The sequence below is a fragment of the Streptomyces sp. NPDC053069 genome, from assembly GCF_044546895.1.
Lineage (GTDB): Bacteria > Actinomycetota > Actinomycetes > Streptomycetales > Streptomycetaceae > Streptomyces.
In genome coordinates this window covers 57,760-78,616 of record NZ_JBITZN010000003.1, presented here as the reverse complement: position 1 = coordinate 78,616, position 20,857 = coordinate 57,760, and the positions used below count along the sequence as shown (strand labels likewise).

Sequence of the window (20,857 nt, the reverse complement as noted above, 5' to 3'; positions counted from 1 at the left end):
CCCGGCGACGGTCAGCCCCCGGTTGCGGGTGCGCCGCGCGGTGTGCCGCCCGATCCCGTGTCCGTACCCCCTGTGCGGCCGCTTCGGCCCGACCCCTTTGCCCCTCACGGCAGTTGTGCGCGGTGACTGCTTGCCGGAAGCGCGTGCGGCGGACCGCCACCGTCCCGCGGTCCGCCGTCCGGGTGTATTCCTGCCGCCGCACCGGTGCCGTTGCGGTGCGCCGGAGTCCGGCGGGGCGACTGATGAGTCATGCAGAATGATCAGCTCTTCACGCGGCGGCGGATGCTCCTCGGCGGCGCCGCCGCGCTGGGGGCCGCGGGTGCTGCCGGAGCCTTCCTGGCGAGCGGCGCCGGGGAGGGTTCCGGGACCGCCGCCGCTCCCGTCGCCGGCCCGCAGGCCCGTCAGGCGCTCAAGTCGTCCGCCTTCCGGCTCCAGCCGCTCACCGGTGACGGACCCCCACGATCCGCGCCGCGCAGACTGAAGACCCGTAAGGAGCCCATCCTGCGGATCTCCGGGCGCGGCCGGCACATGATGCTGACCTTCGACGACGGCCCCAACCCGCAGTACACCCCGCACATCCTGGACACCCTCGCCAAGTACGACGTGCGGGCGATGTTCTTCGTGTGCGGCGAATGCGTCGTCCAGTACAAGGAGCTGGTCGCCCGGATGGCCGAGGAAGGCCATGTCGTCGGCAACCACACCTGGACGCACCCGCTGCTGACGACCCTCAGGCGCAAGGAGATCCGCTCCGAGATGGAGCGCACGAGCGACATCATCGAGGGCACCTACGGCCAGCGCCCGCAGTGGTTCCGCGCGCCCTACGGCGCCTGGAACCGGGCCGCGTTCCAGCTGGGCGCCGAGATGGGCATGGAGCCGATGGCCTGGACGGTCGACACCACCGACTGGGAGACGCCCGGTACCGACGTCATCATCGACCGGGTGGAGAACGGCGCCGCCCCCGGCGTCGTGGTGCTCTCCCACGACGCCGGGGGCGATCGCTCGCAGACCGTCCACGCGATCCGTGAATGGCTGCCCTATCTCCTCGACTCCGGATATCACCTCACGGTGCCCCGCAGACGCGTGTGAGCACGGCCACCGGTCCGCCCGGCCGCGGTGGTTCAGTTCACCGCGACCAGGCGGGCGAAGACGACGACATTTCCGTCGTAACCGTGCTGCTTGGAAAAACCGCCGCCGCAGGTGATGACCCGCAATTCCGGTGCGCCCTTCGCGCCGTACACCCGGCCACCGGGAAAACCGGCCTTCGAGAAGACCTCGACCCCATACGTCTCGAACACCGCGGTCTTTCCGTCCTTGCGCAGCACCTCGATGCGGTTTCCCTTTTTCACGGCCCCGAGTCCGTAGAACACGGCGGGGCCCTGTTTGTTGTCGACGTGCCCGACGATGACGGCGGTGCCGTTCTCGCCGGGGGAGACCGCCCCGGTGAACCAGCCCGCCAGGTTGGGGTCCTCCGGCGGAGGAGCAGCGACCCAGCCGTCCGCGTCCAGGCCGACGGGTGTGACCGGGGCGTCCACCTGGATCGCGGGAATCCGGACCCGGTCGACGGCGGAGAACGCGAGCGGCGCCGGACCCGCGGTGAAGGTGCCGAGGCCGGCCCGGCTGTCGGGGGCCGCCGCCGAAGCCGGCTGCGGCGGACCCACGTCGAACTCCCCCGAACCGTTCCGGATGAGGGCGAGGCCGGTCAGCAGAAGAAGCGCTATCACGCCCCACGGGGCGCGCCTCTTCCGCCGCTCCTCCGCCTCGGCAAGCTCGGCCAGCTCGGACGCAGACATTCGCCATCCCCTCTCGACGCGGTCGTCGCCACGTCCCGCACGCTTGGGAAAACGCTAAATCCCGCGCGGGCGCCGGACGACGGGGCAAGTGGCGAACGGGTGGCCGAGAGGCCTTGTGGTGCGCCATCCGAGTTGCCGTTCCCAGGAATTTTCTGACGGTCCGTGACCTGCGGGAATATCAGATTGTGTGCTTTTTCGTCGGCGTGTCGTCTCACCAGGACGGACGATTCTCGACATGCGGGCGTGTTCCGCGAGCTTGAGGGTCTTCCCGGGAGGTGTTTTCTCGCCGATCCACCGGGAACGGGACCCGGGGCGCCTCCCGCGGAGGATCACATGCGAAATCAACGTGCCCTGGCGGCGGCATGCACCGCGGTCGCCATGCTCGGGCTCGCCGCCCCTGTGGCCGTCGCGGACGGCATGGGCAACGGCGGCGGCCCGTCCACTCCCGGCGTGGGAGTGAACCCCGGCGTGGGAGTGAACCCCGGCGTCGGCGTGGCGCCCGGCGTGGGCATCGCACCCGGCGTGGGTGTGCTGCCCGGCGGGGGCTTCGACCCGGACAGCGGCTTCAGCGGAAACTTCAACCTCAACGGTCACTTCAGCAACGGCAACCGCCACGGTGAGCGGGGCCATGGAGACGAGGGTCGTGACCGGGGCCACGGTGACGACTTCGGACGTGGTGAAGAATTCGGCGGCCGCGGCAACGGCGGCCGGGGTGACGACTTCCGAGGCCCCTGGGACATCCACGTCGTGCCCACTGTGGTCACGGCCGGCGGCCGGCTCACCATCAGCGTGGACGGCTGCCGGGGCGGCACGGCGACCTCCCGCGTCTTCCCTCCCACCCAGCTCAACCCGTTCCACGACGACACCTCCCGCGGCACCACCTGGATCGACCACGACGCCCGCCCCGGCCGGTACGCCATCACGGTCCGCTGTGACGGCAGAAGCCTGACCCGGCCGGACGCGTTCACCGTGATCGGCGGCGTCCAGGGTGGTCTCGGCGGCAGCATCTCCACCGGTGCCACGCCCGAGGATGTCGCCATCGGCAGCGGACTCGTGGCCTCCGCGGTCCTCGGAGGCGGTACGTTCCTGTTCCGCCGGCGACACGTGAGGAGGGTCTGACGCCCTGTCTCCCGGCCCGCCGCCCCGCCTCTTCACACAGCGCACGACACACGGCGATGGCCCCGGTCCCTGGCGGGAACCGGGGCGACGGCGGCCTCGGGCACGCGGCTCGGCCGGGGGCTATCCGGTGACGCCGGGGAAGAGGTTCACCAACGGTTCCGCGGTCACCGCGATGCCCCGGCTGTAGGGGGCGTCGAAGTCCCAGATGAGGAACAGCATGAACGCGATGGTCGCGGAGAACAGCCCGGCCAGGACCAACTCGCGTTTGGTGCGCCGGATCTGCAGCGCGAACACCATGCCGACGGTGACCAGCGCCCCGGTGAGCAACCCCCACCACACCACCGGCGGCATGGTGGCCCCGGTGGAGTCGGCGCGGGCGTTGCGCGCCTGGTCGGCGGCGGAGATCTGGTCCAGCAGCGGCTGGTAGGTCTGCGCCTCGAAGTCGTTCTTCGGCTGGTAGTCGGTGACGTCCTGGCGGACCTTCTGCAGCAGTTCGCCGCCGTGGTCGGTGACGCGCCCGTCGCGGGCCATCGTCTTCCACTCGTGATGCACGACGTAGCCGACATAGGTGTTGACATCGTCCCGGATCCGGTCACGGACCTCCGGCGGATAGACCCGGACCCGCTCCGAGATCTCATGCAGCGCCTGCGCCTCGGACTGCACATAGTCCTGGGCCGAACTGCGCGCCTCCCACACGCCCGCGATGGCCAGACCGAGGACGATGGCGTACACGACGCCGATCCACATCGTCATGTACTCGATGACGTCCGGGGTCTCGTTGGGGTCCTCGTCCTCGGGAGCCCGCTTGTGCCGTACGACGGTGACGACGATCACCACGGCACAGGCCGCCAGCATCGCGAGGACGAGAACAAGCCAATCCGACAACAGGTGCCTCCAGAAGTGAGCGGCCGGCGCGTCAGCGCGGGCGCAGGGCCGCGACGGCGACGATCGCCGGAACGGTGATGAGCAGGACGTAGGTGACCGGCGAGGTGTGGCCGGGCGCGGTGTGTGCGGTGGGGTGCGGGTGGTACGCCGGATAGCTCACGGGCGTCGCCGGCGGCCTCGGCGTCGGCTTGGGGGTGGGCGTCGGCGTGGGCGCGGGTGTGGGGGTGGACGTCGGCGTCGGTGTCGGTCGTGGTGCCGGCCGTGGTGCCGGTGGAGCCGGGGCGGGCCTCGGCGGCGGCTTCGGCTTCGGGGTGGGTTTCGGCACCGGGCGCGGAGCCGGCGTCGGCTTCGGCGGCTTGGGCGACGGGGGCGGCGTGGGTGTGGGTGTGGGTGTGGGGCTGGGCGTCGGCGGGGTGGGCTCGGGGCACGGCGGCGGTGCGGGCCAGTGGTGGCTGCCGGCGTAGGCCGTCGCCACCGTGCCGTCCGGGCCCGTGGAGGCGTACGCACAGGCGTCGGCCGACGCACTGCCGACCGGGCAGCCCACCAGGGTCCAGGTCAGCGTCACCAGAGCCAACGCCCGTACGGCGGGCGCGCGTCGGGTCGCTTCGGGTCCATGCACGACGAAGATCATGGGGTGCCGAACCCGGCCGTATGCCGGAGTGCGCCGGGATTGCTCCGAAGGGAGGACATGATGCGATCAATGGTTTGAATAGGTGAAGTGTGCAGTTGGCGCGACATGTACGCCTGTACGAGCCTCCCGCGGCGGTGCGCGTCACACGACCCGGCGGGGTCCGGAAGGAATTGCCCGAAGAATTTCCCGAAGAACTTCTCGTCCCCGTTGAACGCTCCGACCCCCTCGGTGCGTACCAATGGCCGTGCGGCGGCGCAGCAGAGCGCTGCAACATCCAGGCGATAATGGGGAGTTGGACATGAAGACCTCCTGGCGGACCGCCTCACTGGTGGCCACAGCCGCTTCGGTGCTGGCGCTGACGACGGCGTGCGGTCAGGACAACAGCACCACTCCGGCGTCGGCGGCCCAGAACGTCGGGGCCACGGCACCCGCGGGCAGCCCGACCACCGGTGCCGGTACCGGAACGGGCAACGGCTACGGTGCCGACGGCAACCAGGCCTCCAGCTCCCCGACCAAGGCCGCCCCCGCGGGCAAGCTGACCGTGGCCGCCAACCCGGACCTGGGCAACGTACTGACCGACGGCTCCGGCCTCACCCTGTACCGGTTCGACAAGGACACCGCGAACCCGCCCAAGTCGAACTGCAACGGTGACTGTGCCACCACCTGGCCGCCGGTACCCGCCGACGACGCCACGGCCGGCGCCGGCATCGACAAGGCGCTGCTGGGTGAGGTCACCCGCGCCGACGGCAGCAAGCAGCTCACCATCGGCGGCTGGCCCGCCTACCGCTACGTCAAGGACGTCAACGCCGGTGACGTCAACGGCCAGGGCGTGGGGGGCAAGTGGTTCGCGCTCGCCCCCAACGGCAAGAAGGCCTCCCTGTCCTCCCTGCCGGGGCTGTCCGTGCGCAAGGACCCCAAGCTCGGCGACATCGTCGTGGACAAGAACGGCAGGACGGTCTACCGCTTCATGAAGGACAAGGCCTGGCCCAAGTCCGTCTCGAACTGCACCGGTGCCTGCCTGGAGAAGTGGCCGGCCGTCGGCGTCGTCAAGCCCGAGGACACCCAGGGCGTCAAGAAGAAGGGCCTGATGGGCTTCACCCGTCCCGACGGAGTGAAGCAGATGACCGTCAACTGCTGGCCGATCTACACCTTCTCCGGCGACAAGGCCCCCGGGGACACCAACGGTCAGGGCGTGGGCGGCACCTGGTACGCCGTCTCGCCCGACGGCAAGCCGGTCGGCGCGCCGGGCAACTAGATCACCTCCCCAGGGTCGATCGCCCCGCCCGGCCCGGAGCGCCACCGCAGGTCCGCCCCCTCCGCACCGCACGGAGGGGGCGGACCGTTTTGCGTGCCCGAAAGGGGGCACGGGCGCCGTGCCGGCCGGCCCCCGCAACCCGCACTCGCAAGACGGGCAAAACGCGGCACACGCGACAGCGACTTCCCAGGCAGTGACCGGGAACGGACGGTCAATTTCCGGTTTGACTCGCCCGTTTCGCGGGCGATCAGTAGCCTCAGCTCGAACACCGGATCGCCTGTCCCTGTCGCCTACGCCTTGGAGTGATACATGGAGCGCCCCGCCTGGGCCCCCCGGAGCATCGACATCTCGGTGCCGAGCGTCTCGCGGATCTACGACTACTACCTGGGCGGTTCGCACAACTTCGAGGTGGACCGGGAAGCGGCCCGCAAGGCGATGGAGTTCATGCCGGGGCTGCCGAAGATCATGCAGGCCAACCGGGCGTTCATGCGCCGCGCCGTACGGTTCGCGGCCGGCGAGGGCATCACCCAGTACCTCGACATCGGCTCCGGCATCCCGACCTTCGGCAACGTCCACGAAGTGGCCCAGGCGGCCGCACCGGGTGCCCGCGTGGTCTACGTCGACCACGACCCGGTCGCCGTCGCACACAGCCAGGCGGTACTGGCGGCCGACGACACCGCGGACGTCGTCGCCGCGGACCTGCGCAAGCCGCAGGAAATCCTGTCCAGCCCCCAGGTCGAGCGGCTGATCGACCTGAACCGGCCAGTCGCGCTCCTCCTCGTTGCCATACTGCACTTCGTGGAAGACGCGGACGACCCCTACGGTGCGGTGGCCGAGCTGCGCGACGCGCTCGCGCCCGGCAGCCTGCTGATCCTCACCCATGCCTCGTACGAGGGAATCCCGGTGCCTGCCGAGCGGGCCGAGGGCGCGGTGGACGTATACAAGGACATTCGCAACCCGCTGATCATGCGCTCGCGCGACGAGATCGCGCGGTTCTTCGAGGGGTACGACATGGTGGAACCGGGACTGGTGCCGATGCCGCACTGGCGGCCGGAGTCGGCGCCGGAGGACGAGGATCCGTTCGCCTTCTCCGGATTCGCCGGCGTGGGGCGTACGGCGTGAGGGCCGAGCCGGACGGGCCGGAGGACAGACTGCGCCGGTTCACCACGATCTGGAGCCGGGCGGTCTACCCGGTGACCTCCACATCGCTGACCCGCGCCGAGTTCGAGGAACAACTCCTGCCCCTCGCACGCCGGTTGAGCGAGCTGCTGCGCGCGCACGGCTTCGACGCGGACGGCGCGAAGGCGGTCGGCGCCGCGCTGGTCGGCGCGCACTGCACCGACCCGGAGGCACTCGCCCGGACCCTGGACTGCGTCGACGCCTATCTGGTGCTGTACTGCGCCGGGGACGGTCCGCAGGACGAACCCCGCCTGCGCTCCTCGCGGTTGCAGCACGCGATGGCCGCCGGGTACGCCGTGGCGCTGCGCGAGCGCACCCTCGCCGAGCAGGAATCCATCGCCCAGGCCGCCCTGCAGGCCCAGGGCGTGGTCGCGCAGGCGCTGCACGCCAGCGAGGCCCGCTTCCGCGCCGTCTTCGAGGGCGCGGCCATAGGGATCGGCATCGCCGACCTCGACGGCAATGTCCTCCAGGTCAACGAGGCGCTGCTGCGCATGTTCGGGCAGTCCGGCCAGGCCCTGCGCGGACGCCGCGTCCAGGACTGGGTGCACCCGGAGGACGCGCCGCAGACCTGGAAGCTCTACGACGAACTCGTCCGCGGCGAGCGCGAGCACTACCACCTCGAAAAAGCCTTCAACCGGCCCGACGGCACGGTCCTGTGGACCAACCTGACGGTCTCCCTGCTGCGCGACGCCGACGGCAGACCGCAGTACCAGCTCGCCCTCATGGAGGACACCACCGAGCGTCGGCTGCTCAATCTCCGGTTGCGTTACGAGGCGACGCACGACGCGCTCACCGGCCTGCCCAACCGCACGCTGTTCTTCGAGCGCCTGGAGAAGGTGCTGAACGCGGGTGAGGGGCAGCACTTCGGCCTGTGCTATCTCGACCTGGACGGCTTCAAGACCGTCAACGACAGCCTCGGGCACGCGGCGGGCGACCGGCTGCTGGTGGAGGTCGCCGACCGGCTGCAGTCCTGCGCGACCGCGCCCGGCGAGATGGTCGCCCGGCTCGGCGGCGACGAGTTCGTGGCGCTGACCACCGGCCCCGGCACCGCGCGCAAGGTCGACGAGCTGGCCGAGCGGATCATGAACGCGCTGGTCACCCCGATCAGCATCGACGGCCGCGATCTGATGGTGCGCGGCAGCCTCGGCATCGTCGAGGGCCCGGCCGGCGAGCGCACCGCCGCCGAGGTGCTGCGCAGCGCGGACATCACGATGTACCGGGCCAAGTCGGCGGGCGGCAACCGCTCCGAACTCGCCGACCCCGAGGCCGACGCCCGCGCCATCACCCGCCACGGCCTGACCACGGCCCTGCCGACGGCCCTGGAACGCGGCGAGTTCTTCATCGAGTACCAGCCGCTCGTCCACCTCGGCGACGGCAGCGTGCGCGGAGCCGAGGCCCTGGTCCGCTGGCTGCATCCGCAGCACGGCGTGCTCGGCCCCGACCGTTTCATCCCGCTCGCCGAGCACACCGGCCTGATCGTGCCGCTCGGCCGCTGGGTCCTGGAGGAGTCCATCCGGCAGGCCCGCGCCTGGCGAGAACGGCACGGCGAGGACGAGGCCGCCGGGCCCCTGCGGATCAACGTCAACCTCTCGCCCTGCCAGCTCAGCCATCCGCGCCTGGTGCAGGACACCGTCGACATCCTGGAGCGGGCCGGGGTCGCTCCGGAAGCCCTGTGCCTGGAGGTCACCGAGTCCGCGCTCATCGGCGCCGACGACGATCTGCTCAAACCCCTGCACCGGCTCGCCGAGATGGGCGTCGACATCGCCCTGGACGACTTCGGCACCGGTTACTCCAACCTCGCCAACCTGCGCCGCCTCCCGGTGCGCATCCTGAAGCTGGACCGCTCCTTCACCCGGGGCATGCAGCAGTTCCCCGCCGACCCGGTCGATCTGAAGATCGTGGAGGGCATCGTCTCCCTCGCCCACAGCCTCGACCTCGCCGTGACGGTCGAGGGCGTGGAAACCGGCGCCCAGGCCGAACAACTCCGGATACTGGGCTGCGACACCGCCCAGGGCTGGTACTACGCCCGCCCGGGCCCACCGGAACGACTCCACGACCTGGCGTTGGTGGACGCAACGGGCTGACCGGTCCGTTTTCGGCTGCGGGTCCGTCGTGGCCGGTCACGCGGTTCCCCGCGTCCCTGGGGAGCTGCAGCCGGCCCCACCGCCTGCGCGGTGGCATCCTGTCAGCGGCCCGGCATCACCGCTCCAGCAGCATCCGCTGCAACTCCCTGGCAGCCCGCGGCGGAGCCACATCGCTCCGGTGAGCCAACGCGATCGTCCGATGCAGCCCGGGACGGGCAAGCGGAGTCACCTTGAGTCCCAGCCCAGCCCGGGTGGCAACCATCTGCGGAACCACGGCGACACCGAGGCCCGCCCGGACAAACCCCAGCACCGCATCCATCTCACCCCCCTCGACCGCGAACTCCGGCTCGAACCCGGCGGAGCGACATGCCGCCACGGTCAGCTCCCGCAGGTCGTACCCGTGCCGGAACATCACCAGCCGCTCACCCTCCAGGTCGCCGATGTGCACGGCCCGTCCTCCCCGGCCGGGAGCCGGTGCCTCGGGGGAGGACACCACCACCAGTTCCTCCCGGAGCAGCTCCACCGTCGACAGCGCGGGCGCCGGCGTGGGCAGCGGCAGCACGATCAACGCGAGATCAAGGGCGCCGCGCGCCAGCTCCCGCACCAGGTCGTGCGAGCCGCCCTCCTCGATCAGCAACTGGATGCCGGGATACCGGTCGTGGAAGGCGCGCAGCACATCCGGCAGCAGACCCGTGCACAGGCTCGGCGTCGCCCCCAGCCGTACCCGGCCCCGCCGCAGCTGCACCAGCTCCTGCACCTCGTACCGCGCCGTGTCCGCGTCGGCCAGGATGCGCCGGGCCAGCGGCAGCAGCGCCTCGCCGGCGTCGGTGAGCGTGATGTTGCCCCGGGCGCGCAGGAACAGATCCGCGCCCAGCTCCCGCTCCAGCGCCTTGATCTGCTGTGACAACGACGGCTGGGCGACATGCACCAGCTCGGCGGCGCGCGTGAAGTGCCGGGCCTCGGCGACGGCGACGAAGTACTGGAGCTGCTGGAACTGCATACAGCAATGATAGTTCCCGCCTATGGAAACAAGCTGGACCATGTCTTGGACCGATCGGGGGGTGCGCCCCTAGCGTGCTGTCCATGGCTCTGGCAACGCGGACGGACCGACGGACGTCCATGGCGCGCACGATGTGGGACTCCTCCGTCGGCAAGAAGACGGTGATGGCCGTCAGCGGCCTGATCATGCTGCTGTACCTGGTCGCGCACATGATCGGGAACCTGAAGATCTACTTCGGGGCGGGCGAGTTCAACCACTACGCCCACTGGCTGCGCACCATCGGCGAACCCTTCATGCACTACGAGTGGACGCTCTGGCTCATCCGGATCGTCCTCGTCGTCGCCGTGGTCGCCCACGCCACGTCCGCGTACCAGCTCAGCCGCCGCGACATCAAGGCGCGGCCCAGCAAGTACGTGCACACAAGGCCCCGGGCGAGCTATGCCACCCGCACCATGCGCTGGGGCGGCATCATCCTCGGCCTGTTCATCGTCTGGCACATCCTGGACCTGACCACCGGCACCGTGCACTCCGGCGGCTTCCAGGAGGGCCACCCGTACCAGAACGTGGTCGACACCTTCTCCACCTGGTACGGCAACGTCGTCTACATCGTCGCGATGCTCGCGCTCGGTCTGCACATCCGGCACGGCTTCTGGAGCGCCGCGCAGACCCTCGGCGTCGGCAGCCGCGCCCGCGACCGCGCCCTGAAGACCGTCGCCAACGTCCTCGCGCTGCTGCTCACGGCCGGTTTCATCGCCGTACCCGTGGGCGTCATGACCGGAGTGGTGAGCTGACATGACCGACTACGTGAACTACCCGACCGGCGAACCGGTCACCGACACCAAGGCGCCGTCCGGCCCGATCCACGAGCGCTGGGACAAGCGCCGATTCGAGGCCAAGCTGGTCAACCCCGCCAACCGCCGCAAGCACACGATCATCGTCGTCGGCACCGGCCTGGCCGGCGGCTCGGCGGGCGCCACCCTGGCCGAACAGGGCTACCACGTCGTCCAGTTCTGCTACCAGGACTCCCCGCGCCGCGCCCACTCCATCGCCGCGCAAGGAGGCATCAACGCGGCGAAGAACTACCGCAACGACGGCGACTCGATCCACCGGCTGTTCTACGACACCGTCAAGGGCGGCGACTTCCGCGCCCGCGAGTCCAACGTCCACCGCCTCGCACAGATCTCCGTCGAGATCATCGACCAGTGCGTGGCCCAGGGCGTGCCCTTCGCCCGTGAGTACGGCGGCCTGCTCGACACCCGCTCCTTCGGCGGTGTCCAGGTCTCCCGCACCTTCTACGCCCGCGGCCAGACGGGCCAGCAGCTGCTGCTGGGCGCCTACCAGGCCCTCAGCAGGCAGATCGCCGCGGGCAACGTGGAGATGCACCCGCGCACCGAGATGCTGGACCTGATCGTCGTCGACGGGCGGGCTCGCGGCATCGTGGCCCGTGACCTGGTCACCGGCAGGATCGACACCTACTTCGCGGACGCCGTCGTACTCGCCAGCGGCGGTTACGGAAACGTCTTCTACCTGTCGACCAATGCCATGAACTCCAACGCGACCGCCATCTGGCGGGCGCACCGGCGCGGCGCGTACTTCGCCAACCCCTGCTTCACGCAGATCCACCCCACCTGCATCCCGCGCACCGGCGACCACCAGTCCAAGCTGACGCTGATGAGCGAGTCGCTGCGCAACGACGGCCGGATCTGGGTGCCCAAGGCCAAGGGCGACACCCGCCCGCCGAACCAGATCCCCGAGGACGAGCGCGACTACTACCTGGAGCGCATCTACCCGTCCTTCGGCAACCTGGTCCCGCGGGACATCGCCTCCCGCGCCGCGAAGAACGTCTGCGACGAGGGCAGGGGAGTGGGCCCCGGCGGCCAGGGCGTCTACCTCGACTTCGCCGACGCGATCGAGCGGATGGGCCGCAAGGCGGTCGAGGCCAAGTACGGCAACCTCTTCGACATGTACCAGCGGATCACCGACGAGGATCCGTACGAGGTGCCGATGCGGATCTACCCGGCGGTGCACTACACGATGGGCGGCCTGTGGGTCGATTACGACCTGCAGACCACCATCCCGGGCCTGTTCGCGATCGGCGAGGCCAACTTCTCCGACCACGGTGCCAACCGCCTCGGCGCCTCCGCGCTCATGCAGGGCCTGGCCGACGGCTACTTCGTGCTGCCGGCCACCATCAACGACTACCTGGCCCGCAACCCGCACCAGGAGCAGGTCACCGGCGAACACCCCGTGGTGCAGGAGGTGCTGGCCGAGACCGAGGACCGGCTCAACCTGCTGCTGTCCGTGGACGGCGACCGCACCCCGGACTCCTTCCACCGCGAAGTCGGCGAGCTGATGTGGGAGTTCTGCGGCATGGCCCGCACCGACGCCGGGCTGCGCAAGGCCCTGGAGCGCATCCCGCAGATCCGCGAGGAGTTCTGGCGGCGCATCAAGGTCCCGGGCACCGGCGAGGAGTTCAACCAGTCGCTGGAGAAGGCCAACCGCATCGTCGACTACCTGGAGCTCGCCGAGCTGATGTGCCTCGACGCGCTGCACCGCGCCGAGTCCTGCGGCGGCCACTTCCGCGAGGAGTCCCAGACCCCGGACGGCGAGGCCGCGCGCAAGGACGACGAGTTCGGCTACGCGGCGGCCTGGGAATTCACCGGCACCGGCGTGGCACCCGTCCTGCACAGGGAAGACCTGGTCTTCGAGTACGTCCATCCCACCCAGCGGAGCTACGCATGAAGCTCACCCTGCGCGTCTGGCGCCAGAAGAACGCCGACGCCGAAGGCGCCATGTCCACATACGAGGTGGACGGCATCTCGTCCGACATGTCCTTCCTGGAGATGCTTGACGTCCTCAACGAACAGCTCATCCTCTCCGGCGAGGAACCGGTCGCCTTCGACCACGACTGCCGCGAGGGCATCTGCGGCGCGTGCTCGCTCGTCATCAACGGCGAGGCGCACGGACCGGAGCGGACGACGACCTGCCAGCTGCACATGCGGTCCTTCGAGGACGGCGACACGATCGACATCGAGCCGTGGCGGGCGGCGGCCTTCCCCGTGATCAAGGACCTGGTGGTCGACCGTTCCGCCTTCGACCGGATCATCCAGGCCGGCGGCTACATCACCGCGCCGACCGGGTCCGCACCGGAGGCGCACGCCACGCCGGTGCCGAAGGCGGACGCCGACTTCGCCTTCGAGCACGCGGAGTGCATCGGGTGCGGGGCGTGTGTGGCCGCGTGTCCCAACGGGGCGGCGATGCTGTTCACCTCCGCCAAGGTCAACCACCTGAACGTGCTGCCACAGGGCGCGCCCGAGCGGGAGACGCGGGTGCTGGACATGGTGGCGCAGATGGACGAGGAGGGGTTCGGCGGGTGCACGCTGACGGGTGAGTGCGCGACCGCTTGTCCCAAGGGCATTCCGCTGATGTCGATCACCCACATGAACAAGGAGTGGCTGAGGGCCACCCGGAAGGCGGGGAAGAGGTAGCGCCGCTCCCGGCGTTCAGCATTCCCACATCCGCTCTCCCCGCTCAGGTCACGCGCACGCCAACCGGCGTCGGAAGAAAAGGAGCGGCGGGCCGATACCGCCCAGCCCGCCGCCGTCGCCGAACCGGCCCATGACCAGGAGAGAGCCATGACCGGCGTTTCCACCCTCGACCGCCCCCCACAGCCCGCGGCACCGACCCGCTACACGGTCACCCTCGCCCGTGACGAGGACGACGTGCGGGCCGCGCAGCGGCTGCGGCACGACGTCTTCGCCGGTGAGATGGGGGCCCTGCTGGCCACGCCGCAGCCGGGACTGGACGTCGACGCCTTCGACGCCCACTGCGACCACCTGCTGGTCCGCGACACCGCCACCGGGCAGGTCGTCGGCACCTACCGGCTGCTGCCGCCGGAGCGGGCCGCGGTCGCCGGGCGGCTCTACTCGGAGGGCGAGTTCGAGCTGGCCGCGCTCGACGGGATCCGGCCCGGACTGGTCGAGGTCGGCCGCTCCTGTGTGCACCCCGACCACCGCGACGGCGCCGTCATCAGCCTGATCTGGGCCGGGATAGCCCGCTACATGACCGACCGCGGGCACGAGTGGCTGGCGGGCTGCTGCTCGGTGCCGCTCGCCGACGGCGGCGCCCTCGCGACGGCCACCTGGGAGCGGGTGAGTGCCAAGCACCTCGGGCCCGAGGAGTTCCGGGTACGGCCGCTGCTGCCGTGGGTCCCGAACGCCGAGACCCCGGCCGGGCACAGCGAGCTGCCCGCCCTGCTGCGCGGCTACCTGCGCCTCGGTGCCTGGGTGTGCGGCGCGCCCGCGCACGACCCGGACTTCGGGGTCGCCGACCTGTATGTGCTGCTGTCGATGCGCCGGGTCAACCCGCGCTATCTGCGGCACTTCCTCTCCCTCGTGCCGGCCTGATGAGCGTCTGGCTGCCCAGCGCGCCCTGCACCCCGGGCGCCTGTGTGGAGCCGGCCCCGGCCGCCGCGGCCGTACCCCGGGCCGTGCTGCGGCTGGCCGCTGTCGTGGTCCTGCTGCTGGCCGGGACCGCGCTGTCACCGCTCGGCGGGAGGATCCCCGCCGAGTGGGTCGGGCGGTGGTGCCGGGCGATCGTGCGGGCCATCGGGGTCCGGGTCCGCCGCACCGGTCCCGCCGCACCGGCCGGCGGGCTGCTGCTGGTCGCCAACCATGTCTCGTGGCTGGACATCCCGCTGCTGACCGCCGTACGGCCCGCCCGGATGCTGGCCAAGACCGAGATCCGGCAGTGGCCGGTGGCGGGCGCGCTGGCCGCGCGCGGCGGGGTCCTGTTCATCGAGCGGGACCGGCTGCGTGCCCTGCCCGGGACGGTGGCCCGGATCGCCGGGTCGCTGCGCGAGGGGGCGGCCGTGGCCGCGTTCCCCGAGGGCAGCACCTGGTGCGGCCGGGCCCACGGCCGCTTCCACCGGGCGGTCTTCCAGGCCGCGCTGGACGCGGGCGCGCCCGTGCAGCCGGTACGGCTCCGCTACACCCAGGACGGCGGTACGGCCGGCACGGCGGCGGCGTTCGTCGGCGAGGACACCCTGCTGGCCTCCCTGTGGCGGGTGGCCCGTACGCGCGGCCTGATCGCGGAGGTGGAGACACTCCCTGTGATACCGCCGGGCACCCATGCCGACCGCCGGTCCCTCGCCCGCGCAGCCCAGCCGGTCGCCCCGGAGCCCGCCTGGACCCACGAGGCCCTGCTCTCCGCCTGACCATCGCCGAGAAAGCTTACATATCGGGCGAATGGGAAGACGGACAGTGCACATCACTACTCCCTGAGGAGCGTGTGGCCATGTCCACGGGAACGCTTCTGGCGATCATCATCCCGATCGTGGTGGTGGTCGCTCTGGCCGCTGTGGCGGCCGCACTGCTGATGCGCCGCCGTCACCTCCGTCAGCGCTTCGGCCCGGAGTACGAACGGACGGTCGAGGGATCCGACAGCCGGCTCGCCGCAGAGCGTGAGCTCAGGGCCCGCGAGCGGCGACACGACTCGCTGGAGATCAAACCGCTGCCCACCGTCTCTCGGGACCGCTACACGCGGGAGTGGAGCAGTGTCCAGGAGGAGTTCGTCGACCGCCCGGAGGACGCGGTGCACGACGCGGACCGGCTGGTGACCTCCCTGATGCACGAGCGCGGATACCCGACCGAGGGATTCGAGCAGCAGCTGAAGGACCTCTCGGTGGAGCACGGCGCCACGCTGGAGCACTACCGGGCCGCGCACGAGGTGGAGACCCTCACCACCCGCAAGCAGGCGACGACCGAGCAGCTGCGGGGTGCCATGGTGCACTACCGCGCCCTGTTCGACGAGTTGCTCTCCGACGGCGGCGGCCGGGCGCAGCCCGCCCGGTCCTGACCACGACCACGACCCCGCATGGAGGAACGCCATGCACAGAAACGAGGACGAGGACCGCACCACCGGCGGTCTGTCCACCGAGGACCTCGCCCAGCCGTCCACCACCGGCCCGGAGGGGGAGCCGGCATCCTCAGGAGCCCCCGTCTATCCCGGGGAGAGCACCGCGTCGGAGGGCGCGGGCGGCGACTCCGTCACGGGTGGAGCCGACGCCGAGGCCCCCGAGGCCCCGGCCGCCTCGGACGAGGAGGTTCCGCAGCTGCTGACGGACGACGAGGAGCGCCGGTTCCGCGACCGGTGGCAGCAGACCCAGAACAAGTTCGTGGACGATCCCCGCGAGGCCGTGCACGACGCCGACACACTCGTGGCGGATGTCATGCAGGCCCTGGCATCCACCTTCGCCCAGCACAAGAAGGACCTGGAGGCCCAGTGGAGCCACGGCGAGCGGGTCGACACCGAGGAACTCCGCGGAGCGCTGCGCCGCTATCGTTCGTTCTTCAACCGGTTGCTCAGTACCTGAGCGCCCCGTTCAGGGCATGACCCGGGCCAGGAAGGGCGCCGTCGCGCTGCCCTCCGCCCGGGCCACCCGCTCCGGTGCCCCCGCCGCCACGATCCGCCCGCCCCGGTCACCTCCGCCGGGGCCCAGGTCGATCACCCAGTCCGCGCCCGCGACCACCGTCATGTCATGCTCGACCACCACGACGGTGTGCCCGGCGTCGACCAGCCCGTGCAGGCGCTCCATCAGCACCTCCACATCGGCAGGGTGCAGGCCGGTCGTCGGCTCGTCCAGCAGATAGAGGGTGTGCCCGCGCCGCCCGCGCTGCAGCTCGCTCGCCAGCTTGATCCGCTGCGCCTCGCCGCCGGACAGCTCGGTCGCCGGCTGACCGAGCCGCAGATAGCCGAGGCCCACGTCGAGCAGGGTGCCCAGGCTGCGGGCGGCGGCCGGGATGCCGGCGAAGAACTCCGCCGCGGCCTCCACCGTCAGATCGAGCACCTCGGCGATGTTCCGCCCCCGGTACGACACTTCGAGTGTCCCGGGGTGGTAGCGGGCACCGCCGCAGTCCGGGCAGGGCGCGTACGTGCTCGGCAGGAACAGCAGCTCGACGCTCACGAACCCCTCGCCCTGGCACGTCTCGCAGCGTCCCCCCGCCACGTTGAAGGAGAACCGGCCCACGCCGTACCCGCGCGCTCGCGCCTCCTGCGTCTCGGCGAACACCTTGCGTACGACGTCGAACAGACCGGTGTAGGTGGCCAGGTTGGACCGCGGGGTGCGCCCGATCGGCTTCTGGTCGACCCGGACCAGCCGGTCCACCCCCGCCAGCTCCTCCGTCAACTCACCGATCAGCGTGGACTTTCCGGAGCCGGAGACCCCGGTGACGGCGGTGAAGGCGCCGAGCGGGAACTCGGCCGTCACCGCGCGCAGGTTGTGCCGGGTCACCGGACCCACCGTCAGCCAGCCGCGCGGCTCGCGGACTGCACGTGCGGGACCCGGTGACTCGTCGAAGAGGAACGCGGCCGTCGCCGACTCCTCGACCGACGCCAGCTCGGCCGGCGGCCCGCTGTACAGCACGCGTCCGCCGTGCTCGCCCGCGCCGGGGCCCACGTCCACCAGCCAGTCGGCGCCGCGCACCACCTCCAGATGGTGCTCCACCACGAACACCGAGTTGCCCGCGGCCTTCAGCCGGTCCAGCACGGTCAGCAGTGCCTCGGTGTCCGCCGGGTGCAGTCCCGCGGACGGCTCGTCCAGCACGTACACCACGCCGAACAGCCCGGACCGCAGCTGCGTGGCCAGCCGCAGCCGTTGCAGCTCACCGGCCGACAGGGTGGGAGTGGCGCGGTCCAGGCTCAGATAGCCGAGGCCCAGCTCGACCACCGGTGCGATCCGGGAGGTGAGGTCCTCGGTGAGGACCCGGACGGTCTCGGTGCCCGCCTCGCCGCCGCCGTCCAGCAGGGCGGCCAGGTCGGTCAGCGGCAGCGCGGCCAGTTCGGCGATGCTCCGGCCTTCGAAGGTCACCGCGAGCGCCTCGGGCCGCAGCCGGCTGCCCCCGCACACCGGGCACGGGGCGCTGGTCAGGAACCGTTCCGCCCTCGCCCGCAGCGACGCGGACTTGGTGTCCGAGAAGGTCTTCAGCACATACCTGCGGGCGCTCATGTACGTGCCCTGGTACGGCCGTTGGATGCGGTCGGCGTCCCGCACCGGGTGGACGGTGACGACCGGCTGCTCGTCCGTGAACAGGATCCATTCCCGCTCCCGCGCGGGCAGCTCGCGCCAGGGCCGGTCCACGTCATGGCCGAGCGCGTCGAGGATGTCACGCAGGTTCTTGCCCTGCCAGGCACCGGGCCAGGCGGCGACGGCACCCTCGCGGATGGACAGCGAGGGATCCGGCACCAGCAACTCCTCGGTGGTGCGGTGCACTTGGCCCAGGCCGTGGCACTCCGGGCAGGCCCCGGCCGCCGTGTTCGGCGAGAAGGCGTCCGAATCGAGCCGGTCCGCGCCCGCCGGATACTCCCCGGCGCGGGAGAACAGCATGCGCAGCGAGTTCGAGAGATTGGTGACCGTGCCCACCGAGGAACGGGAGGAGGGGGCCGAGCGGCGCTGCTGCAGCGAGACCGCGGGCGGCAGCCCGGTGATCTCCCCGACTTTGGGCGCCCCGACCTGGTGGATCAGCCTGCGCGCGTACGGCGCGACCGACTCGAAGTACCGCCGCTGAGCCTCGGCGTAGATCGTGCCGAACGCCAGGGACGACTTCCCCGAGCCGGACACGCCGGTGAACACGGCCAGTACGTCCCGGGGGATGTCCACGTCGACGCCCTTGAGGTTGTGCTCACGGGCTCCGCGTACGCGGACGCAGGGGTCGTGCGGGTCGCGGGGGCTGTGCATGGGGGGAACTCTAGCCGCCCCCGTACGCTACGACTGCGGCGGGTTGTCCCGGTTCGGCCGGGTGCCGAACTCGTCCCTCAGCTTGTCCTGGCCGGTGTCGACCTGCGACTGGTACTTGTCCCCGGTGCGCTGGTCGATGTAGTCGCCGCCCTTGTCGATGCCCTTGTCGGCCATGTCCTCATGGCCCTTGAGCATCCCCTTGATCTTGTCCATGAAGGACATGGCAGCCCTCCTCGTCGCTTGCGGCTTCCCCTCCCAGGGTCACCGGCCCCGGCCGGGTTCGCATCTCGGGACCGCGGGACCTCAGCGGCCCGGCGCGAGGAGACCGGCGAGCCGCCGGTAGGAATCCAGCAGCGCCGGACGGTCGTACGTGCTCGTGGTGACCAGGACCTCGTCCGCCCCCGTCTCCTTCAGCACCGTCTCCAGCGCATGGGCGACCTGCTCGCCGGTGCCGGCGATGTGGCCGGCGAGAGCGGCCTCGTAGAAGCCGCGCTCCTTCGCGGTCATCGGGCGGGCCTCGATCTCCTCGGCCGGAGCGAGGGGCGGGAAGGTGCCGTGGGTGCGGGAGTACGCCATCGACCAGGCCTCCGGTACCAGCAGCCGCCGGGCCTCCTCCTCCGTGCCCGCGACGGCGACCGTGCCGGAGATCACGACGTACGGCTCGGACGCCCAGGGGGAGGGGTGGAACAGCGCACGGTACTGGTCGATGCCGCGCAGCAGCCTCTCCCGGCCGCGCAGATCGCCGATCACCATCGGCAGTCCGGCACGTGCCGCGATCCGCGCGCCCTCGCCCATGGCCAGCACGAACGGCGGCACCCGCAGACCTTCCGCGGGGCGTGCCCGCACCCCGGTCGGCGAGGTTCCCTCGAACCAGCCCAGCAGCTCCCCGAGCCGTGTCGCGAAGTCCTCGGCGTCCTCCTTGTCCCGGCCGAGCGCCCTGCGCACCCCGTCGGTGAAGCCGACGGAACGCCCGAGCCCCATGTCGATCCGCCCGGGGAACAGGGACTCCAGGACGCCGAACTGCTCGGCGACGACCAGGGATTGATGGTTGGGCAGCATCACGCCGCCGGTGCCGACCCGGATCGTGCGGGTCGCGGACGCGACCGCGGCGGCGAGCACGGTCGGCGCGGAGCCGGCGACGCCGGGCACGCCGTGGTGCTCGGACACCCAGAAGCGGTGGTATCCGAGCGCCTCCGCCTCGCGCGCCAGCGTGAGGGTGTCACGCAGCGCCTCGGCGGGCGGACGCCCCTGCCGGGCGCGGGAACGGTCGAGGACGGAGAACGGGGTCCGCGCGATCGTCGTACTGCTCACGCAGGCTTCAACACCCTGACGGCCGGATGATTCCCGAGGCGTTCCGGCGTCGGTCCCGAAACGCCTGGCTAGGGTGACCCTGTGACAGACATCAGGCGTCCGCTTGCCGTGTTCGACCTCGACAACACCCTGGCCGACACCGCTCACCGGCAGCACTTCCTGGAGAGCCGGCCGCGGGAGTGGGGCGCGTTCTTCGCCGCCGCGCCCGCGGATCCGCCGCTCGCCGAGGGGGTGGCGCTGGCGGTGGAGAGCGCCCGGGAGTGCGAGGTCGTCTATCTGACGGGCCGGCCCGAGCGGTACCGCCGGGACACCCTGGAGTGGCTCGCGCACCACGGGCTGCCCGAGGGGCGGGTGCACATGCGGAGCAACGCCGACCGCAGGCCGGCCCGGTTCACCAAGCTGGAGATCCTGCGCCGGCTCGCGCGGGACCGGGAGGTGCGGGTCGTCGTGGACGACGACGAGCTGGTCTGCGATGACGCCGAACGTGCCGGGTTCACCGTGGTGCGGGCCCGCTGGGCCGCGAAGTCCGCCGCACTGGAAGAGGCGCAGGAACGCGAAGGGCGTACCTGACGGCTGGCGGCCGCCCTCAGTCGCCGTCCTCGATGCGGAAACCCACCTTCAGGCCCACCTGGTAGTGCTCGATCCGTCCGTTCTCGATCTGGCCCCGGATCTGCGTCACCTCGAACCAGTCCAGATTGCGCAGGGTCTGGTCGGCGCGGGCGATGCCGTTGCGGATGGCCTGGTCGACGCCCTCGTGCGAGGTGCCGACGATCTCGGTGACCCGGTAGGTGTGGTTCGACATGCGGGTGCTCCTCTCGTGTCACGCCGTACTCCACGGTGCCGCATCCGCGCCCGGACCGCACGGCGGT

At 71.2% G+C, this 20,857-nt stretch carries 22 protein-coding genes; 14 read left to right on the top strand and 8 right to left on the bottom strand.

What is annotated here, in order from left to right:
- Positions 1-249 precede the first annotated feature (249 nt).
- Positions 250-1,086, top strand: a complete 837-nt coding sequence (locus ACIGXP_RS07355) for a polysaccharide deacetylase family protein (RefSeq protein WP_399765080.1) — start codon at positions 250-252, stop codon at positions 1,084-1,086.
- Positions 1,087-1,118: 32 nt separating this feature from the next.
- Here ACIGXP_RS07355 and ACIGXP_RS07350 read toward each other — a convergent pair whose 3' ends face one another.
- A complete protein-coding gene (locus ACIGXP_RS07350) occupies positions 1,119-1,790 on the bottom strand; it encodes a class F sortase (RefSeq protein ID WP_363215544.1) in 672 nt (223 codons plus the stop codon).
- A gap of 333 nt (positions 1,791-2,123) precedes the next feature.
- Between ACIGXP_RS07350 and ACIGXP_RS07345 the strand changes: the two genes are divergently transcribed.
- On the top strand, positions 2,124-2,909 hold the full coding sequence (locus ACIGXP_RS07345; protein ID WP_363215545.1) for a hypothetical protein: 786 nt from the start codon (positions 2,124-2,126) through the stop codon (positions 2,907-2,909).
- A 120-nt stretch (positions 2,910-3,029) separates the two neighbouring features.
- On the opposite strand, the gene ACIGXP_RS07340 is transcribed toward ACIGXP_RS07345, so the two are convergent.
- Together ACIGXP_RS07340 and ACIGXP_RS07335 are read right to left on the bottom strand one after the other, a co-directional pair.
- The gene (locus ACIGXP_RS07340) at positions 3,030-3,794 is read right to left on the bottom strand and encodes a hypothetical protein (protein ID WP_399765076.1); all 765 of its coding nucleotides are present in this window, start codon (positions 3,792-3,794) and stop codon (positions 3,030-3,032) included.
- 31 nt (positions 3,795-3,825) lie between these two features.
- A complete protein-coding gene (locus ACIGXP_RS07335) occupies positions 3,826-3,954 on the bottom strand; it encodes a hypothetical protein (RefSeq protein WP_399765073.1) in 129 nt (42 codons plus the stop codon).
- Between the two features lie 46 nt (positions 3,955-4,000).
- Here ACIGXP_RS07335 and ACIGXP_RS07330 point away from each other — a divergent pair, with 46 nt between their 5' ends.
- The 4 genes from ACIGXP_RS07330 to ACIGXP_RS07315 all read left to right on the top strand — a co-directional run bounded on the left by ACIGXP_RS07330 (position 4,001) and on the right by ACIGXP_RS07315 (position 8,943).
- Positions 4,001-4,258, top strand: a complete 258-nt coding sequence (locus tag ACIGXP_RS07330) for a hypothetical protein (protein WP_399765070.1) — start codon at positions 4,001-4,003, stop codon at positions 4,256-4,258.
- A 465-nt stretch (positions 4,259-4,723) separates the two neighbouring features.
- Complete coding sequence (locus ACIGXP_RS07325) at positions 4,724-5,680, top strand: SCO0930 family lipoprotein (protein WP_399765067.1); 957 nt, start codon at positions 4,724-4,726, stop codon at positions 5,678-5,680.
- 309 nt (positions 5,681-5,989) lie between these two features.
- Complete coding sequence (locus tag ACIGXP_RS07320; RefSeq protein ID WP_399765064.1) at positions 5,990-6,802, top strand: SAM-dependent methyltransferase; 813 nt, start codon at positions 5,990-5,992, stop codon at positions 6,800-6,802.
- A complete protein-coding gene (locus ACIGXP_RS07315) occupies positions 6,799-8,943 on the top strand; it encodes a putative bifunctional diguanylate cyclase/phosphodiesterase (protein ID WP_399765061.1) in 2,145 nt (714 codons plus the stop codon). The genes ACIGXP_RS07320 and ACIGXP_RS07315 overlap by 4 nt, the downstream gene beginning before the upstream one ends.
- Positions 8,944-9,058: 115 nt before the next feature.
- Here the strand turns inward: ACIGXP_RS07315 and ACIGXP_RS07310 are convergent, their stop codons facing one another.
- A complete protein-coding gene (locus tag ACIGXP_RS07310) occupies positions 9,059-9,943 on the bottom strand; it encodes a LysR substrate-binding domain-containing protein (protein ID WP_363215551.1) in 885 nt (294 codons plus the stop codon).
- 119 nt (positions 9,944-10,062) lie between these two features.
- Between ACIGXP_RS07310 and ACIGXP_RS07305 the strand changes: the two genes are divergently transcribed.
- The 7 genes from ACIGXP_RS07305 (at position 10,063) to ACIGXP_RS07275 (ending at position 16,316) form a co-directional block, all read left to right on the top strand.
- A complete protein-coding gene (locus ACIGXP_RS07305) occupies positions 10,063-10,734 on the top strand; it encodes a succinate dehydrogenase (RefSeq protein WP_363215574.1) in 672 nt (223 codons plus the stop codon).
- A 1-nt stretch (position 10,735) separates the two neighbouring features.
- Positions 10,736-12,685: a fumarate reductase/succinate dehydrogenase flavoprotein subunit gene (locus tag ACIGXP_RS07300; RefSeq protein WP_399765058.1), complete on the top strand. Its 1,950-nt coding sequence runs from the start codon at positions 10,736-10,738 to the stop codon at positions 12,683-12,685.
- The gene (locus tag ACIGXP_RS07295) at positions 12,682-13,431 is read left to right on the top strand and encodes a succinate dehydrogenase/fumarate reductase iron-sulfur subunit (protein WP_399765056.1); all 750 of its coding nucleotides are present in this window, start codon (positions 12,682-12,684) and stop codon (positions 13,429-13,431) included. The genes ACIGXP_RS07300 and ACIGXP_RS07295 overlap by 4 nt, the downstream gene beginning before the upstream one ends.
- Positions 13,432-13,578: 147 nt before the next feature.
- Positions 13,579-14,349, top strand: coding sequence for a GNAT family N-acyltransferase (locus ACIGXP_RS07290; protein WP_363215554.1), 771 nt, complete (start codon positions 13,579-13,581; stop codon positions 14,347-14,349).
- On the top strand, positions 14,349-15,158 hold the full coding sequence (locus ACIGXP_RS07285; protein WP_399765053.1) for a lysophospholipid acyltransferase family protein: 810 nt from the start codon (positions 14,349-14,351) through the stop codon (positions 15,156-15,158). The genes ACIGXP_RS07290 and ACIGXP_RS07285 overlap by 1 nt, the downstream gene beginning before the upstream one ends.
- Before the next feature lie 80 nt (positions 15,159-15,238).
- Positions 15,239-15,799 (top strand): hypothetical protein, encoded by a 561-nt coding sequence (locus ACIGXP_RS07280; RefSeq protein ID WP_363215556.1) that lies wholly within the window; start codon positions 15,239-15,241, stop codon positions 15,797-15,799.
- Between the two features lie 31 nt (positions 15,800-15,830).
- A complete protein-coding gene (locus ACIGXP_RS07275) occupies positions 15,831-16,316 on the top strand; it encodes a hypothetical protein (protein WP_399765049.1) in 486 nt (161 codons plus the stop codon).
- A 9-nt stretch (positions 16,317-16,325) separates the two neighbouring features.
- On the opposite strand, the gene ACIGXP_RS07270 is transcribed toward ACIGXP_RS07275, so the two are convergent.
- From ACIGXP_RS07270 to ACIGXP_RS07260, 3 genes are all read right to left on the bottom strand, one after another.
- Positions 16,326-18,677 (bottom strand): ATP-binding cassette domain-containing protein, encoded by a 2,352-nt coding sequence (locus tag ACIGXP_RS07270; RefSeq protein WP_399765046.1) that lies wholly within the window; start codon positions 18,675-18,677, stop codon positions 16,326-16,328.
- A gap of 27 nt (positions 18,678-18,704) precedes the next feature.
- Positions 18,705-18,899: an antitoxin gene (locus tag ACIGXP_RS07265; protein ID WP_363215559.1), complete on the bottom strand. Its 195-nt coding sequence runs from the start codon at positions 18,897-18,899 to the stop codon at positions 18,705-18,707.
- Positions 18,900-18,980: 81 nt separating this feature from the next.
- Positions 18,981-19,988 carry an LLM class flavin-dependent oxidoreductase gene (locus ACIGXP_RS07260; protein ID WP_399765043.1) on the bottom strand — a complete coding sequence of 336 codons (1,008 nt, stop codon included), beginning with the start codon at positions 19,986-19,988 and terminating at the stop codon, positions 18,981-18,983.
- An 81-nt stretch (positions 19,989-20,069) separates the two neighbouring features.
- On the opposite strand from ACIGXP_RS07260, the gene ACIGXP_RS07255 reads away from it, so the two are divergent.
- Entirely contained in the window at positions 20,070-20,558 is a 489-nt protein-coding gene (locus ACIGXP_RS07255) for a hypothetical protein (protein WP_399765040.1), read from the top strand.
- 16 nt (positions 20,559-20,574) lie between these two features.
- Here ACIGXP_RS07255 and ACIGXP_RS07250 read toward each other — a convergent pair whose 3' ends face one another.
- A complete protein-coding gene (locus tag ACIGXP_RS07250; protein ID WP_363215562.1) occupies positions 20,575-20,790 on the bottom strand; it encodes a dodecin in 216 nt (71 codons plus the stop codon).
- Positions 20,791-20,857: the final 67 nt, after the last annotated feature.

Coding starts and splice junctions, on each gene's coding strand:
- ACIGXP_RS07355 (WP_399765080.1), top strand. CDS start 250: ATGCAGAATGATCAGCTCTTCACGCGGCGGCGGATGCTCCTCGGCGGC.
- ACIGXP_RS07350 (WP_363215544.1), bottom strand. CDS start 1,790: ATGTCTGCGTCCGAGCTGGCCGAGCTTGCCGAGGCGGAGGAGCGGCGG.
- ACIGXP_RS07345 (WP_363215545.1), top strand. CDS start 2,124: ATGCGAAATCAACGTGCCCTGGCGGCGGCATGCACCGCGGTCGCCATG.
- ACIGXP_RS07325 (WP_399765067.1), top strand. CDS start 4,724: ATGAAGACCTCCTGGCGGACCGCCTCACTGGTGGCCACAGCCGCTTCG.
- ACIGXP_RS07320 (WP_399765064.1), top strand. CDS start 5,990: ATGGAGCGCCCCGCCTGGGCCCCCCGGAGCATCGACATCTCGGTGCCG.
- ACIGXP_RS07310 (WP_363215551.1), bottom strand. CDS start 9,943: ATGCAGTTCCAGCAGCTCCAGTACTTCGTCGCCGTCGCCGAGGCCCGG.
- ACIGXP_RS07305 (WP_363215574.1), top strand. CDS start 10,063: ATGGCGCGCACGATGTGGGACTCCTCCGTCGGCAAGAAGACGGTGATG.
- ACIGXP_RS07300 (WP_399765058.1), top strand. CDS start 10,736: ATGACCGACTACGTGAACTACCCGACCGGCGAACCGGTCACCGACACC.
- ACIGXP_RS07295 (WP_399765056.1), top strand. CDS start 12,682: ATGAAGCTCACCCTGCGCGTCTGGCGCCAGAAGAACGCCGACGCCGAA.
- ACIGXP_RS07290 (WP_363215554.1), top strand. CDS start 13,579: ATGACCGGCGTTTCCACCCTCGACCGCCCCCCACAGCCCGCGGCACCG.
- ACIGXP_RS07285 (WP_399765053.1), top strand. CDS start 14,349: ATGAGCGTCTGGCTGCCCAGCGCGCCCTGCACCCCGGGCGCCTGTGTG.
- ACIGXP_RS07280 (WP_363215556.1), top strand. CDS start 15,239: ATGTCCACGGGAACGCTTCTGGCGATCATCATCCCGATCGTGGTGGTG.
- ACIGXP_RS07275 (WP_399765049.1), top strand. CDS start 15,831: ATGCACAGAAACGAGGACGAGGACCGCACCACCGGCGGTCTGTCCACC.
- ACIGXP_RS07270 (WP_399765046.1), bottom strand. CDS start 18,677: ATGCACAGCCCCCGCGACCCGCACGACCCCTGCGTCCGCGTACGCGGA.
- ACIGXP_RS07265 (WP_363215559.1), bottom strand. CDS start 18,899: ATGTCCTTCATGGACAAGATCAAGGGGATGCTCAAGGGCCATGAGGAC.
- ACIGXP_RS07250 (WP_363215562.1), bottom strand. CDS start 20,790: ATGTCGAACCACACCTACCGGGTCACCGAGATCGTCGGCACCTCGCAC.